The 13,721-nt window shown below is 67.6% G+C and carries 18 protein-coding genes and 2 pseudogenes; 17 read left to right on the top strand and 3 right to left on the bottom strand.

From position 1 onward, the window contains the following. The first annotated feature begins 51 nt into the window (after positions 1-51). The 3 genes from ACZ7M7_RS43105 to ACZ7M7_RS43115 are packed head-to-tail and all read left to right on the top strand — an operon-like array spanning position 52 to position 1,293. Positions 52-378 carry a transposase gene (locus ACZ7M7_RS43105; protein ID WP_472127139.1) on the top strand — a complete coding sequence of 109 codons (327 nt, stop codon included), beginning with the start codon at positions 52-54 and terminating at the stop codon, positions 376-378. Between the two features lie 23 nt (positions 379-401). Then, positions 402-1,103, top strand: coding sequence for an IS3 family transposase (locus ACZ7M7_RS43110; protein WP_472127141.1), 702 nt, complete (start codon positions 402-404; stop codon positions 1,101-1,103). After that, the gene (locus tag ACZ7M7_RS43115) at positions 1,030-1,293 is read left to right on the top strand and encodes an integrase core domain-containing protein (RefSeq protein ID WP_472127213.1); all 264 of its coding nucleotides are present in this window, start codon (positions 1,030-1,032) and stop codon (positions 1,291-1,293) included. Before ACZ7M7_RS43110 ends, ACZ7M7_RS43115 begins: the two co-directional genes overlap by 74 nt. Positions 1,294-1,317: 24 nt before the next feature. Here the strand turns inward: ACZ7M7_RS43115 and ACZ7M7_RS43120 are convergent, their stop codons facing one another. Continuing rightward, positions 1,318-2,187: a hypothetical protein gene (locus ACZ7M7_RS43120; protein WP_472127143.1), complete on the bottom strand. Its 870-nt coding sequence runs from the start codon at positions 2,185-2,187 to the stop codon at positions 1,318-1,320. A 205-nt stretch (positions 2,188-2,392) separates the two neighbouring features. Here ACZ7M7_RS43120 and ACZ7M7_RS43125 point away from each other — a divergent pair, with 205 nt between their 5' ends. The 12 genes and pseudogenes from ACZ7M7_RS43125 to ACZ7M7_RS43180 all read left to right on the top strand — a co-directional run bounded on the left by ACZ7M7_RS43125 (position 2,393) and on the right by ACZ7M7_RS43180 (position 10,023). Beyond that, the gene (locus ACZ7M7_RS43125; RefSeq protein WP_472127215.1) at positions 2,393-2,737 is read left to right on the top strand and encodes a nucleoside hydrolase; all 345 of its coding nucleotides are present in this window, start codon (positions 2,393-2,395) and stop codon (positions 2,735-2,737) included. 157 nt (positions 2,738-2,894) lie between these two features. Continuing rightward, complete coding sequence (locus tag ACZ7M7_RS43130; protein WP_472127145.1) at positions 2,895-3,239, top strand: PadR family transcriptional regulator; 345 nt, start codon at positions 2,895-2,897, stop codon at positions 3,237-3,239. Continuing rightward, positions 3,236-4,075, top strand: a complete 840-nt coding sequence (locus ACZ7M7_RS43135) for an HD domain-containing protein (RefSeq protein ID WP_472127147.1) — start codon at positions 3,236-3,238, stop codon at positions 4,073-4,075. Before ACZ7M7_RS43130 ends, ACZ7M7_RS43135 begins: the two co-directional genes overlap by 4 nt. Beyond that, complete coding sequence (locus ACZ7M7_RS43140; RefSeq protein WP_472127148.1) at positions 4,069-4,347, top strand: hypothetical protein; 279 nt, start codon at positions 4,069-4,071, stop codon at positions 4,345-4,347. The genes ACZ7M7_RS43135 and ACZ7M7_RS43140 overlap by 7 nt, the downstream gene beginning before the upstream one ends. Before the next feature lie 104 nt (positions 4,348-4,451). Then, positions 4,452-4,643: pseudogene (locus ACZ7M7_RS43145) on the top strand (hypothetical protein); the annotation flags it as partial. 858 nt (positions 4,644-5,501) lie between these two features. Then, positions 5,502-6,119 (top strand): RNA polymerase sigma factor, encoded by a 618-nt coding sequence (locus tag ACZ7M7_RS43150; protein ID WP_472127150.1) that lies wholly within the window; start codon positions 5,502-5,504, stop codon positions 6,117-6,119. A 244-nt stretch (positions 6,120-6,363) separates the two neighbouring features. Next, the gene (locus ACZ7M7_RS43155) at positions 6,364-6,867 is read left to right on the top strand and encodes a MarR family winged helix-turn-helix transcriptional regulator (RefSeq protein WP_472127217.1); all 504 of its coding nucleotides are present in this window, start codon (positions 6,364-6,366) and stop codon (positions 6,865-6,867) included. 186 nt (positions 6,868-7,053) lie between these two features. Further along, positions 7,054-7,437, top strand: coding sequence for a pentapeptide repeat-containing protein (locus tag ACZ7M7_RS43160; protein WP_472127151.1), 384 nt, complete (start codon positions 7,054-7,056; stop codon positions 7,435-7,437). A gap of 487 nt (positions 7,438-7,924) precedes the next feature. Next, a complete protein-coding gene (locus tag ACZ7M7_RS43165; RefSeq protein WP_472127153.1) occupies positions 7,925-8,251 on the top strand; it encodes a sigma-70 RNA polymerase sigma factor region 4 domain-containing protein in 327 nt (108 codons plus the stop codon). Between the two features lie 67 nt (positions 8,252-8,318). Then, positions 8,319-8,366 (top strand): annotated as a pseudogene (locus tag ACZ7M7_RS43170) (hypothetical protein); the annotation flags it as partial. 3 nt (positions 8,367-8,369) lie between these two features. Then, positions 8,370-8,798, top strand: coding sequence for a hypothetical protein (locus tag ACZ7M7_RS43175; protein ID WP_472127220.1), 429 nt, complete (start codon positions 8,370-8,372; stop codon positions 8,796-8,798). Between the two features lie 175 nt (positions 8,799-8,973). Further along, on the top strand, positions 8,974-10,023 hold the full coding sequence (locus tag ACZ7M7_RS43180) for a site-specific integrase (RefSeq protein WP_472127154.1): 1,050 nt from the start codon (positions 8,974-8,976) through the stop codon (positions 10,021-10,023). Positions 10,024-10,630: 607 nt separating this feature from the next. Here ACZ7M7_RS43180 and ACZ7M7_RS43185 read toward each other — a convergent pair. Then, the gene (locus tag ACZ7M7_RS43185; RefSeq protein ID WP_472127155.1) at positions 10,631-10,774 is read right to left on the bottom strand and encodes a hypothetical protein; all 144 of its coding nucleotides are present in this window, start codon (positions 10,772-10,774) and stop codon (positions 10,631-10,633) included. 269 nt (positions 10,775-11,043) lie between these two features. Between ACZ7M7_RS43185 and ACZ7M7_RS43190 the strand changes: the two genes are divergently transcribed. Next, complete coding sequence (locus ACZ7M7_RS43190; RefSeq protein ID WP_472127157.1) at positions 11,044-11,277, top strand: ATP-dependent DNA ligase; 234 nt, start codon at positions 11,044-11,046, stop codon at positions 11,275-11,277. Positions 11,278-11,440: 163 nt separating this feature from the next. Here ACZ7M7_RS43190 and ACZ7M7_RS43195 read toward each other — a convergent pair whose 3' ends face one another. Then, positions 11,441-12,751 carry an MFS transporter gene (locus ACZ7M7_RS43195; protein ID WP_472127159.1) on the bottom strand — a complete coding sequence of 437 codons (1,311 nt, stop codon included), beginning with the start codon at positions 12,749-12,751 and terminating at the stop codon, positions 11,441-11,443. Between the two features lie 45 nt (positions 12,752-12,796). Between ACZ7M7_RS43195 and ACZ7M7_RS43200 the strand changes: the two genes are divergently transcribed. Further along, the gene (locus ACZ7M7_RS43200; RefSeq protein WP_472127161.1) at positions 12,797-13,408 is read left to right on the top strand and encodes a TetR/AcrR family transcriptional regulator; all 612 of its coding nucleotides are present in this window, start codon (positions 12,797-12,799) and stop codon (positions 13,406-13,408) included. Positions 13,409-13,721: the final 313 nt, after the last annotated feature.

Genomic DNA, 13,721 nt, shown 5'->3' on the forward strand with positions numbered 1-13,721 from the left:
GTGAACCGCTCCGGGTCTGATGGAGGCTCGATCCCCTGAGAGGATCGAGTCATGGCACGTCCGTCCCCCTACCCGCCCGAGCTTCGTGAGCGCGCGGTGCGCATGGTCGCGGAGATCCGTCCCAACTACCCGACCGAGTGGGCCGCGATGAAGGCCGTCGCAGCGAAGCTGGGGATCGGTGCGGCTGAGACGGTGCGGACCTGGGTCCGCAAGGCCGAAGTCGACGGCGGCCGGCGGCCCGGCGTCACGTCGGAGGAGGCCGCGGAGATCAAGCGCCTGCGGGCCGAGAACGCCGAGCTGCGGCGGGCCAACGAAATCTTGAAAGCGGCGTCGGCTTTCTTCGCGGCCGAGCTCGACCGGCCGTCGAAACGCTCGTAGCGTTCATCGACGCACACCGTCAGGTGTTCGGAGTCGAGCCGATCTGCCGTGTCCTGACCGGCCACGGACTGAAGATCGCAACGAGCACCTACTACGCGGCGAGGAACCGTGCCCCCAGCGCCCGGTCTGTCCGCGACGCCGAGCTGAAGACGCAGATCAGCCGCATCCACACGGACAACTTCAGCGTCTACGGGGTGCGGAAGGTCTGGCGGCAGCTGCACCGCGAAGGCATACGGGCGGCCCGCTGCACCGTCGCCCGACTGATGCGCGACCTCGGCCTGGAGGGCGCCCGACGCGGGAAGAAGATCCGCACCACCATCCGGGATGATGGTCAGGAACGGGCCGCTGACCTGCTGCAACGCGACTTCACCGCGTCTCGTCCGAACGAGCGGTGGGTCGCCGACTTCACCTACGTTGCCACCTGGTCCGGGATCATCTACGTCGCATTCGTCGTGGACGTGTTCTCCCGGGCAATCGTGGGCTGGTCCGCCGCCACCAGCAAGCGGGCCAAGCTCGTCCTCGACGCCGTCGACATGGCGCTGTGGCGCCGGGACCGTGCAGGAACTCCCGCTGGTCCGGGCCTGGTTCATCACTCGGATGCGGGCAGTCAGTACGTCGTTCGCGTTCACCGCGCATCTCCTCGACGCCGGCATCGACGCCTCGATCGGCACCGTCGGCGACGCCCTGGACAACGCGCTCATGGAATCCCAGATCGGCCTCTATAAAACGGAGTTGATCAAACCCCGCAAGCCCTGGCACGGCCTTGCCGACGTCGAACTCGCCACCGCGGAATGGGTCGACTGGTTCAACAACCAGCGTCTCCACACAGCGATCGGAGACACCCCACCCCACGAGCACGAGACCAACTACTACGCTCAACACCAGCCTCAACCGGCGGCTGGAGTCAACGCATAGAGCCTCCACCGATCCCGGAGCGGTTCAGGCAGCCCGCCGGGCCAGCCACGGCTCCAGCAAGGGAGCCTGCTCCTGGCTGCCCCACGTGGCCCGGTGCCACATCTGGTCAAGGCTCGCTCGAACTTCCTCCCGTAGCGCCGCCAGTTCCTCCAGACTGGCCCGGGCCAGCTTGTCGACCCGCTCCAGAGACGAAGTCACCTCCCGACGGGCCATCTGCGGAACATGACAGATGGCCGCATGTTCCCAGACCGCCAGACAATCCTCTACAGCCCCACAGCCAAGGTGCAGGGCTGCCTCCAGATCCGTCATGAATGCTCTGTCACCGGCTGGCAGTTCCTCCCGTTCCAGGCCGACCAGCACACCCAGCAGCCGGGCATCCACCTGGTCACAGGAGGCACGGGCAAGGTCGGGCAGACGACGCAGGTTGATGCGCATCTGGCGTACGGCTCTGCCGTTCTCGTCGAGGACGATTCTGGCTTCAGCCTCCGCCTGCTCGTAGTCGCTGTCCAACTCGCAAGCCCACTCGGACGGAACGTCGGCCGCCACACGCGCCACGTGGCCCTCGTGCCGCAGCCGCCGGGTGAAGTAGGCGCGAGCGATGGCCGCCTTCAGGGGCGACTCCAATACATCATGGCCAGAGAAGAAGGCCAGCAGCACCAGATCGTCGTAGGAGCGGCCAGGGGCGACATGCCTGGCCAACGCGCACACCAGATCGGCGGTACCGGGCGGGTAAGCCGCCTGGGACCCACGCCGCCCCAACCGCTGGATGACCGGCTTCGGAATCAGGCCACGACTACGCCAGCGCTCAAGCTGGCTGGCCGTCACCGACAGGCCGGAAGCCGAGGCCAGAGTCATCAACGCAAGATCGGCATCACTGGGTGCAGTTCGCGGCATGGCAGGACGCTAGCGAGGCAACTGCCGTGCCTGGAGCACAGCTCCGCGGGGGTCTAGGCAACTTCACACTCCGTGCCCACTGCAGGCGCCGCCAGCCCGCTGTCGACAACACAATGCGCCGACCCGCGCCCACCGCGTCATAGGCGGTGGTGAACTGGGCGGGGTCGGCGCCGACTGTCGGCGCCAGCGCCGCCGGAGGAAGCGCATCGACGCCGCCTGGTCCTGGCTCAAGGCCCTCGCCGCTTCCGACCCCGCCGGGGCTTCCCTGGTCTCCGTCTGCGCCCCGCACCGCGCCCACTACCAGCGGGAACTCGGAGTGGACGGCCTTGTCCTGCATGATGCGGTGGCCGTCGCCGAGGCGATCTGGCCCGGCGTACTGAAGTGTCGGCGACTGGCGTTCGATGTGGTGTGCGACTCCACGCCGGCATGCGGCGCAACCCTCATCGACACCCGCTCCGGATACGACGACGCACGGGCAGGACGCGAGATCGACGCGGACATCGACGCCCTGCGCGACCTCCTCCTCGACAAGCTGAGCGGCCGTTCATGATCCCGGCCAAGCCTGCGAACCGAGCCGGTCTCCCAGGGACGGCAGCCTGACGGCGCCCCCAACCCCCGCTGCCGACCGCATCGCGGGAGAGAGAGACCGGCTCACAGTCGGCGACGAACTCTAGACAGCCCGTATATAGTCTATGTAGAGTACGAGTATGGGTAGTCCGCGTATGACCCTGCAGACCCAACTGGTCCTGCGGGCTTTGCTGGAGGACCCCGCCAAGGAGCGCTACGGCCTCGAGCTGTGCGAGCTGGCGGGGCTGCCGTCGGGCACGATCTATCCGATCCTTGCCCGTCTGGAACAAGTCGGCTGGGTGGACAGCACCTGGGAAGACCCCGCCGTACACGAGGAAGCCGGCCGACCGCGCCGCCGCTTCTACCGGATCACCAAGGACGGTGCAGAGCAGTCCCGGGATGCCCTCGCGCGCGCCTACCGCTCCCGCAAGCAGCCTCTGCCGGGGTGGGCTGCCCGCCCGGTCAGCGACGGGGGAGTGTCATGACCGCCGCGCGGCGCCGGTTAGCGACCCGGCTGAACAGGCGCCGTCCCGCCACCCCGACCCTGGCCAGCCTCTTGGCGGTTGCGAGGACGCACCACCCCGGCGCCGACACCTCGCCTATCCAGCACGCCCACGACGAGGCCGCTCTCTGGCACGCGGGCCAGACCCGCCGCAGCGGAGACCCGTTGCTCACCCACTGCCTGGCCGTCGCCGCCATCGTCGCCGATGTCGGCATGCCACCGCCGGTCATCTGTGCCGCCCTGCTGCACGACATCGTCGACACACCCTGCCCGCCCGGCCGCGTGAGTGAACGTTTCGGGCCGGAAGTAGCCGATCTGATCCGGGCCGTCCGCAGCGCAGAACTCACTGCGATCCCGCTTGAAAGCCTCACTCTTGACCACGCGAGGCTGTCTATCCAGCCGACGCGTGAGGAAGCCGTGCTGGCGATCCGGCTCGCCGACCGACTGCACAACATGCGCACCATCGCATTCCTCGCCGCAGCCAAGCAGCACGGTAAAGCGCGCGAAACCATCGACATACTGGCGCCCCTGGCCCGGGCCGCAGGCCTGACCGACGTAGGCCGTGAACTGCATGATCTCTCCGCCGCCGTCCTGCGGCCCACGACCCCCGCATCCGGCGTCAACCCACGCCTGCTGACCCTGCTCACCCTCCTGCTTCCCGCCCCGCAACGAGTGCGATGGCAGGAGGAATGGCACGCTGAACTGGCCACCCTTCCCACCTGCCGCACACGCATCCGTTTCACCTTCCGAGTCTTGCTCGGCACACCCAGCCTCTCCCTGACGCTGCGTCGCCCGGCCTGCCGGGAGCGACGATGGTGAACGCGATGGCCCGCATCGGTGGCCTGCTGGGCGCGGCAGCCGCTTTCATCATCGCCATGGCACGCGGAGGCCTGTCCGCCTGGACGACCGGAGCACTCACCGCAGGCGCCCTTGCCCTGGTCGCAGTCGTCCTGTTCATTCCCAGCGAGACACCCGCCCGCCGCCTAAGCCACCTGATCCAGGCCTGGCGCCGCTCGGCCGAAGCGCCCATGCCGCCCGAGCGGCCTCCGCCGCCGGCGATACCACCCCCGCCTGCCTCGGACAGCAGATAACAGCCGTACGGCTGCTGCCAACTGGGCCTCAAGCCGGCACTGGCTTCAACCAACTTCCATCGGTTGGGTGCCTGCAGCGCGACCCTTCCGGACGGACGCCTCAACTGCACAGCGAGGACCGCCGGGAGTACGAGCAGATCCTCGACGAGGCGCTGTGCTCCCTACCGCACCGTCCGGAACTGGCCGCTGCGGGACAGCGGGTCAACCTCGAACAGCTGCGCGCCATGGCACTGAACGCCACCGCACTCATTACGGCGACCGCGGCGATCGAGCACCAGTACTACGAGAAGGACCGGCGAACGATTCCTCGGTACAAGGCTGCCATGTGTCAGGCGGGAGGCCGGCGCCCACGCTTCTCCCAGCGGTCGGGTACTTCGTCGAGTCTGGCCTTCGCCCGCCTGAGCTCCTTGTCGTCCTGCTGGCGGGCGTGGACCGCAGCCAGATGGTCACGGGCCGCCTGCACCGGGCCGATGTCCGCCCGCCTCCCGGAGTTGGAGGACGGCTTTGCCGGATCCCGCCCCCTTGAGCCCCTGAACCGGCCAGGGGTGCGGTATCGGGCTCCTCCGCTGCGGGGCGGCCCCTCACTGATGCGGGCTGGTGCGCCTCACGGCCGCGGCGGAGGCTGCCGGTGCACCGGTCTGGTCATCGCGCACCGCCGTGAACGCGGCCCCTGTGGCGTTGACGGGGCCGCAGACGCGGTCGGTGTTGACGGCCAGCACAGCAGACGAGCGCTGGGCTCGGCGCCCGTCAGCCACGCCCACCGCCACCCCCCCGTTGACGCGTCGACGCGCTGCCAGAGCTGTCCACAGGGGCTGAACGCCCACCGAGCACCGGTGCGTTGCTTAACGTTTCAGCCCTGCCGTTCGACTTGTGTTCGTGAAACGTCATGATCTGCTGCCGATCCTTGCGTGGGCTCCTGTTGCACCAATCGCTGCCGCGTATGGATTGCCATGGGCTGCGTTACCCATGTGTGGTGCTCTAGCACTGGCCACGGCCGCAGTGTGTGAATGGCAAAGACGCCGCACCCTGCTGACCATCCTGCGGCATGCTCCACAAGGCAGCGTCGTAGAGCAGGAGTCGGGCACCGGAGGACCGGGGATGCGCGTCGAGATCGGCCAACAGGGCAGTCCGCGCAGCGGCCGAGGACGGTGAGGATGACCACCCCGCGACTGAGCCCACAGGACCAAGACCGGGTCGCTGCGTTGTACGACGAGGCCGCCGTACCGCTGCGCCGCTTCGTCTCTGGTCTCCCCACGTGGCCGGGCGGGTCTTCCGACCGGGACACCGTCCTGAGCGCCTTCAAAGAGGCGATTGAAAACTGGGAGAAGATCGGAGCGTGGAGCCGGCCGCGTCAGATGGGCTGGCTCCGGCAGGTGTGCCGTAATCAGCGCGTCGACGAACTGCGGCGCTGGATCCTCTTCGAGAAGCTGAGCCCGCAGTTACACGAGTGGTACGCACTACCGGTGGATGACCCCGAAGAGGTCGCCCTGGGCAGGATCGCCCTGGAGGCGTGCGCGGCTGCGATACGGCGCATGCCACCACGGCAGCGCATGGTGGCCGAGATGGCCTGGCTCCTGTTGACACCCAGAGACCAGATCGCCGCTGCGCTGGAGATAAGCCCGGCAGCGGTGCGGGTCCACCTTTCCCACGCGCGAAAGGCACTTGCGCAACAGGTCGGCCCGCATCTGCCCTTCCCGTTGGAAGGCGAAGCACGCGGACAGGACGGCGGGAACATACCGGAGGAGAAGGGGAGAGGCGGGGAGCATGAGTGATACGCCAGACGGCCGGAGTGTCACCCTGGCTTCGCTGTTGCGCCAGACTGCGGAACGGTGTGAGCCGGCACCACCCTCTAACGAGGTCGAAGAGGACAAACGCAGACTCCTCGACTGGATGCGAACCCCAGAACCGGAAGTGCGCACACACCGCCAGACGGCGGCGAAGGGGACCGCCTCGCCCGCACTGACCACGACGACCGACGCGGGCGGCGGAGGAACCACCATTGCGGCCTTGCCGATCCTGGAGGTAGACAGCGGACCCGCCAAGCGATCCAGCGACGCGCGGACGCGCGGGCTGACCGACGCGGAGCAGCACGCCTGGCGCACCCTTATGGAGGTCAACAGGCTGCTGACCTACCAACTCGAAAGAGCCCTGCAGCCGTTCGGCCTGACCTTGAACGACTACGAGATCCTGGTGAACCTCTACGAGTCGGAGAGCCTGCGGATGCGGATGAGCGACCTCGCGGCCGCCACCCTGCAGTCCAAGAGCCGCCTCTCCCACCAGATCACCCGGATGGAGAACGCGAACCTGGTCAGGCGCGAGGAACGTGAGTCCGACCGCCGGGGCCTGTACGCGGCCCTCACCGAGCGTGGCACGGAAACGATGCAGAGGGTTACGCCCCACCACGTGGCGTCGGTGCGCAGACACTTCATCGATCTGCTGCCTCCCCGCACTCTCGCGGATCTCGACACAGCCCTCCAGCCCATCGCAGAGCATCTCAGGAACCTTCGGAGCCGCCCGTGATCTTGCAGAGCCCGCCAGATAGACGGCGCGCCCAGCGTCACGGCCGGAGGCAGGGCAAGGGCAACGTCATCGACCTGGATCACACGGGGCCCTTCCCGCTGCGCACACCGACGGGCCCCGTCATCGGACGGACGGCCCCTTGGCACTGAACGCTCTCGCACGGGGTGTCTCGGTTGCACTGTCGCCATGTTCGCGGTGCGCGACGTCCGCGCGCTGCGGTTCAGGACCGCAAGTCCGCCACGCGCCAACCTGAGCGAGGCTAACCTCACCGGCGCCGGCCTGCGCGAAGTTAACCTCACCCGCGCCAGGCTGGCGGGGGCAGACCTCACCGACGCCTACCTGAGCGAGGCTAACCTCACCACCGCCGACCTGAGCCAGGCAGACCTCACCCGTGCCGACTTGTACGGGACGAACCTCAACGGCGCCTTCCTGCCCGGGGCGAATCTCGCCGGGGTGCACCTCAGGGCTGTCGTGGGATTGACAACAGACCAGGTCAGGTATGCGTCTATCAGTGCGGAGACTGTGCTGCCGCCCGATCTCAGGATGGATGGGGGGCCGTCCACCATCTGAGGAGCAGATCACCGTCTGCGGCTATGCCGACGATCCGAACCTGCCACTGGCAAGCACGAACAACCCTCACGCTCGTGTCTGTCTTTGATCGTGGGGACCGTCGTGGTGTGAGCGTGGGGGTTTGTATGGCGATTCCGTGTGGTCCCGGATCGCTTGGGCGACTTCGAGCAGCGTCCTCTCCGTCGCGTCGCTGAAAAGATCTTGGTCGTCGTGTCAAGAATCTGACGGCTGTACGCCTCTCAGGGTGTGTACGGCCGCTGTCTCACGGTGGGGCGCTCATGGCCGCAGACTGGAGGAGGTCCGGTGGCGGTTACGGGTGTCGGCGCCGCCGTGCTCTTGGTGTTGCTGTTCGCGCCGGGGCTGAGCAGCGTTCTGAGGAGCATTGCGTTCCGCAACCGTGCTGCGGGAGAGGCCAGGCTGATCCGCGCCAGGGGCGAGTCTGGTGACCGGGCGGGCACGGGATGTCGTACGGGGGAGCGGGGGCGGCATGGCTGAGCAGCAGCACGTCGAGGCGGTGTCGACCCTGTTCGCCGAGCGGTACGGGCAGATGGTCGTCTTCGCCCGCCGGCGGCTGCGTGACCACGGGGTCCCGCCGTCCGCGGCGGACCCTGAGGACATCGTGCAGTATTCCTTCGCCCTCGTCCTGGCCCGCACCGAGCCGATCGAGAAGTTGCGCCCGTACGTCTTCACGGTCATCAGACGCGAGGTCGGTCATGCGGCGCAGCGCTATCGCAGCGGCCGGGGATACGGGTCGCTGGATGCGGACGTGATGCTGGAGGACGTGCAGCCGGGGAGCCGGCAGCGACCCGTGTGAGGCGGCCGAGCTGCGCCTCGATGTCGAGGCCGCGCTGCAGTCGCTGCCGCTCCAGCAGCGCAGGGCTGTGTTCTGCCACAAGGCATGGGGGTTCACCCAGGCTCAGACGGCCACGGTCATGAAGACTGCGCCTGGCACGGTGGCCGTGCATGTCCATCGGGCGGTTGCCGCACTGCGGGTCACCCTCAGCGCCTTGGTCCTGGTGCTGGTTGCTTGCGGCACGGTCTGGCTGTTCGGCGGAGTGAGCGGGGTGATCCCGGCGGCAGGCTACAGAAGGTTGCTGAGCGGTCCGGATTCCGTGGCCGTGGGCGTGTGGTCGGCCGTCGTATCTGCGGTAGGCCTGTACAGCTACGTGAGTGCGCGCCCGGGCAAGGAGATCCGCACTCCGTTGCAGCGGCTGGGTGTTTGGCTGCGGGCCTTCATGCAGCGTTTCGCAAAGAGGGAGGACTACGACCTCAAGGCGCAAGCGGAGGCATCCGTGTCAGAGCCCCCCGCGTCCTACAGCTCCCCGGATCGTAGGCGGGAGGAAGGCTTGGACTGGGTCTAGAGACCTCACAGTCGGTGAGGAGCGCGCCGCCAGGTCGGAACGAGTGAGTGCGCAGTCACTGCGCACTCCCCGCCGGGCGTGGGTGTTCGCGGATACCTGTCGCCGATGGGTTCCGGATATGCGCCCCATGTCCGGAGTCCATGGGGAGCGTCAAACCAGGCGAACAGGACGGTTCATGTCAGGCAGTCAGAATGCGGTTGAAGCGGTCGTCGTTCCGGCGACGCCGGTCCGGCCCGAGGCCTACGACGCCGCGACCCGGGCCGCGCTGGAGCACATCGACGGCCAGGCCGTGCGCGCGGTCGCCGACGGCCGGCCGGAACGCACCCGCAAGGGCTACGCCCAGGACTGGACGAGCTGGAGCAAGTTCTGCACCGACAGCGGTGTGCCGGTGCTCGCCGTCACCCCCGGCACCCTGGTGATGTTCGTGGAGTGGCTGTGGACCCAGCCCGGGTGGAAGAAGGGCACCTTCACCGCGCCCTCCACCATCGACCGCCGCATCTCCGGCACCGTCGTCTCCGCCCGCGCCGAGCACGGGCTGAAGCTGGAAGAGGGCATCGCCCGCCTGGCCCGCAACCGGCTCAAGCAACTGGTCAAGGAGATGGAGGCCAACGGCGAGAGCCGCGGCCGCGGCCAGGCCCCGCCGCTGCTCGTCGATCACCTCGTGGCGATCAGCGCCGCCTGCCCGGACAACCTCCGCGGCATCCGGGACCGCGCCCTGGTCCTCATGCACTTCGCCGTCGCCGGCCGCGAGCACGAACTGGCCGCCAACCGCGTCCGCGACTACGCCGACACCCCCGGCGGCATCCAGGCCGACATGCGCGTCTCCAAGATCCGCCCCCGCGTCGTGCCCGTCCCGTACGGCTCCCGCCCTTCGATCTGCCCCGTCCGCGCATGGCAGGCCTGGAAGGAGGCCGCCGAGCTCGACGACCCCGACGGGTACGCCTGGCGCCGCCTGCACAACCGATGGCACTCCGTCATGGAGAGCGGGCTGCAGCCTGAGTCCATCGGCGACATCGTCACCCGCGCCGGCGAACGCGCCGGGATCGAGATCCGATTCACTGGACACAGTCCCCGCCGCGGACTTGCCACGTCATCCCGACTGAAGGGCCACGACCAGATCGTCATCGCCAAACAGGGCGGCTGGGCTCCACACTCCAAGGTCCTCGCCGGATACCTCGAAGTCGTCGACCAGTGGGAAGACAACGCCCTGCTCGGCGTGCTGTAGGGAACTAGTGCGTCCTATCACGTAGCGCCGTGCGGGCAGCATCGGCGAAGTCACGGAGAGAGCTCTCGAACTCGCGAGGTAGGGGGCCGTTACGGGTCACGAGCAGCAGTTCTGAGGTGTCGGCTACACGCTGAGCCGCTTGAGCAAGGACCGGAGGGAGTGTCAATTGCGACTGTGCGACCGCGGCCTGAAGACCGTTAACCATGTTCTCCGCTTCAGGGCCGTCCCAGATCACCGCTTTCGTGAGCCCCTTCAGAACTGACGCTCGGGAGATGATCTCCGCACACTGAGCCTCGATGGCTTCCCGTTCCCGTGCTCTTTCCTCACGGTTGCGCTGCTTCGCCTCAGTCACGGCTGTGAGGCAGGAACCGATCCCCACGCCCGCGAGCGACCCCACCACAGTGATGGTTGTCGACCAGGTGTCTGCACTACTTGCCACGGTGTTAATAGTGGCAGGCTCACGAAGAAGTGACGCCGAACGACCGTGCCGCGGTGCGGCACGCCGTTGACGGCCGAGCGTGACCGTCGCCTGCACTCCCGCCACCACACCGTGACACCCGGCAGCCTGCGGGGCCGGCGACGTCGGCCCCGCACTCAGCAGCCGGGCTCACCGCAGCAGGTTGTGAAGCAGGGCGACGACGGCCAGGCCCACGAGGAGCGCGACTCCAACAGCAGGGTGCAGGAAGGCGACATACGTGCCGCCAGCGCCCGCCAACAGCAGCACGGCGGCACGGGTATCGAGACCGTTCACGTTGAACTCCCAGGTACAGCGGGTTAGACGCGGGCTCTCCGCGTCGGGACCGCACCTTGCGACACCCGCCTGTTAGCCCCGCAACTCGACCGGAGCAGTGGCAGACACGCGCTCAACTAGCGATATCGGAAGTCTTTGTCGTGTTCGAGGGATGGGTCGCCGCCACCGCAGGGGCACCGGGGGTGGAAGGAACAGCCCACCCGACTACACATCGTGACCTCTGTCGCTCAGAGTATTTCTCCGAGCGGCAGCGTGGAAGGCATGGGCCCATGACCTGGGCCCTGCCAGAACCGATGCTCGCCGCGTCCACCGCCGACCCGACCTTGCCGCCGGGGCGGGCAGCCGAGGTGAAGTGGGACGGCTGGCGGGCCCTGCTCTCCGTGGACGCCGAGCAAATCGTGCTCCGCTCCCGCAAGGGCACCCAGCTCGGCCCCGCCTTCCCCGAAGTCCTGGCCGCCACCAGCCAACTGCCCGACATGACCGCGCTCGACGGGGTTATGTGACCTGTCGGCCTGTCTCAGCCCGTTGATGTCTCATGTCGGACTCGGGGCCTGCTCCGGGCGAAGGGCCGGTGCTCACGTACTTATTCACCCCTGGTGCTACTCGCATGGATGGTCCGTTGCGCTGCACTGGGCCGCCAAGGGTGCACGCCTCTCCTGATGCGGCTCATCGGTCGCGCTCCGGCTCAGTCGCTTGTGTATCTCCAGTGCGTCGTCGGACTGTATGAACCCTTGATCCGGTTGCGCCACGTGGTGTTGGAGTGTCGTTGCTGGCGGGGCGCATGCTGATCAAGCTTGCGGCGAGTAGGAGAGCGCCGCCGATGTAGAAGGGGGCGCGAAGCCCGAAGGAGTCGGCTTCAAGACCCGCGAGAACAGCGCCGAGCGTGATTCCGCCGCCGATGACCATCTGGTAGGCCATGCCGACGCGTCCCAGTAAGTGAGCAGGGACGAGTGCCTGGCGGAGGGACACCGCGGTCACATTCCATGTCAGGTTCGCCGCTCCGTACGCCGCGATGCACGCGCCGGCGATGAGGCCCGAGGAGGCCGCGCCGGCAGCCACTGAGGTGCCTGCAGTGATCGCAGCAGTCAGCCGCAGAACTCGAGGGGGTCCGTAGCGGGCGCTCAGGCGAGGGGTCGCCATCGCCCCGGCTACGCCTCCGATAGCGAAGGAGGCGACTAACAGGGCGAATCCGAGATTGGTCAGGCCCAGGGTCTGCCGGGCGTAGAGCACCAGAATGGCTATGAGACCCCCGCCTACGAAGTTGGTGATCCCAGACGTCAGGCAGAGGCGACGGAGCAACGGCTGCTGCCAGAGCCAGCACACCCCCTGAGTCGTGTCATCCAGCAACCTCCTCCAAGGGTTTGGTGTGGTTTGCGGCCGCGGCCGGAAGTCGCCGCTAAGTGTCAGGGCCAGTACGGCAGCAGCTGCGAACGACACTGCATCGACGGCGAAGGGAAGCGTGGCGCAGACGCCGAAGAGCAACGCCCCCAGCGGGGTTCCGAGGAGGGTATCGGTGATGAGGGAACCGGACTGCAGACGGGCGTTGGCGCGCGTCAGTTCCGGGGAGGCAACCAGCATCGGCACGATGCCTGACCAGGCTCCGTTGTAGAGGGTCTGTCCGAGCCCGAGAAGGAAACCGATGCCGGCCAGCAGAGGCACCGTCATCCCGTCGGCTGCCACCGCCACGGCGAGGGCCCCGACGATCACGGCTCGGACAGCGTCGACCACCCACAGGATGCGGCGGCGGTCGAAGCGGTCAGCTATGGCGCCCGAGAGGAGGCCGAACAGCAACAGGGGCAGTTGTTCGGCCACGTAGACGAAGGCGACCTGGCGAGGATCGGAGGTGAGTTGAGCCGCGAGCAGCGGCAGAGCGACGAAGCGCATCCCGTCTCCGAGGCTGGAGACAGTCACCGAGGCCCAGACGCGCTGGAAATCCGGCCCGAGCTTCGTGCGCTTGATGCCTCTGGGTAAAAACATGAACTAGACTCTGGTTCGAGTTTTGGGAACGTGTCAAGGAGTTCGATGGCCGAGATGCATGAACCGCAGCAGCAGCGCAGTCGAGAGAAGGTCGCCCGCATCCTTGAGGCGACAGCTTCTCTGCTGGAGACGACCTCCTACGACGATCTGGGCACCAAACTGATCGCGGCCGAGGCCGGAGTGTCGGTCGGCGTGCTGTACCGGTACTTCGCTGACAAGGAAGCGATCGTCGCCTCGCTGGTGCGCAGTTGGCTTCAACTGGATGTGCAGATCGCCGAACGCGTCACAACCGAGCCGCTCCCTGAACGCTCGCAGGACCTGCTGGAGAAGCTGATCACCGCGTACGCCGACCGCTTCCGCGAAGAGCCCGGCTACCGTCGGATCTGGTACCACGGACCGCGCATCGCGTCACTGCGAGCCGACACACAACAGACCGATCGGGCAATCGCTGACCGAGTGCACCGGGCCCTCGTCCGCGGGTATGCGATGCCGGACACCGACGAATCACGCCGACGGGGTCGACTCGCCGTCGAGGTCGCAAGCACCCTCCTCGACCTCGCCTTCCGCGACGACCCCACGGGGAACACGGAGACCCTTGCCGACGCAGCACTCATGATGGATCGGTACCTCTTCGCCCCACCGACCAGCTTGGAGTGAGCCAGGCACTGCAACGACGGTTTGTCACCGCAGTGATGGGAGCGAACTGTTGGCCTGGCCGAGATGCTCGCGTAGGGCGGCATTTTCCGCTTCGATCAACTCGCTGGCTCCGAGTCCCTCCACCATCCCGGAGCCCAAGCACGGCGCTCTCTACTCGCCCCTTGAACCACTCACGCCGGTGATCTGCCTGCGGATGCGGGGCTGTCGATGAGACGGACGCGGTAGCCCACATAAACGGAGAACTGGTGGTGTGGGAGTCCGGACGGCTGGCGTTCGAGTGACTCCAGGGCCGACTGCAACGGCGCGGCGCGAG

The sequence above is a fragment of the Streptomyces sp. NPDC111606 genome, assembly GCF_055656945.1.